This window comes from Vibrio splendidus, from assembly GCF_002873455.1.
Taxonomy (GTDB): domain Bacteria; phylum Pseudomonadota; class Gammaproteobacteria; order Enterobacterales; family Vibrionaceae; genus Vibrio; species Vibrio splendidus_J.
This window is the reverse complement of sequence record NZ_MCUN01000011.1, coordinates 1-417: the sequence shown is the minus strand read 5'-3', so window position 1 is coordinate 417 and position 417 is coordinate 1. Positions and strand designations below refer to the sequence as shown.

Sequence of the window (417 nt, the reverse complement as noted above, 5' to 3'; positions counted from 1 at the left end):
TGGTGACATGGTGGTGACTTACGTCGATGGTAATACCCAGACACAAACTCTGACGGTGGATGGAAGCGGCAACGTGACGATCCCAGCGGGCGTGACAGCGATTACTGTGACCGTTCCGACTGCAGACGACAATGTCTATGAAGGCGATGAAACCTTCGGTCTGGTGGTGACAGAATCGAACGATGTGACGTCGAACGGCACAGCGACAGGCACGGCGACCATCACCGATGGTGGTAATGGTGGCGGCACGAATCCAGACAACGATAAGCCAGTCTTATCTGTCACTGACGCGGGTGACGTGAACGAAGGGACTGATGCGGTCTTCACCGTGTCACTGTCGAATGAAACCGAAGCGCCAGTGGTGGTGAATCTTGCGCCAACGACGGACGGTAACTACACAGCAGAAGCCAACGACCT

At 55.4% G+C, this 417-nt stretch carries 1 protein-coding gene; it reads left to right on the top strand.

The genetic code is table 11. The annotated features are described in order from the left end of the window. Positions 1-417 (top strand): Calx-beta domain-containing protein (locus tag BCU75_RS11545; protein ID WP_102473951.1); only part of this gene is annotated, 417 nt, incomplete at both ends.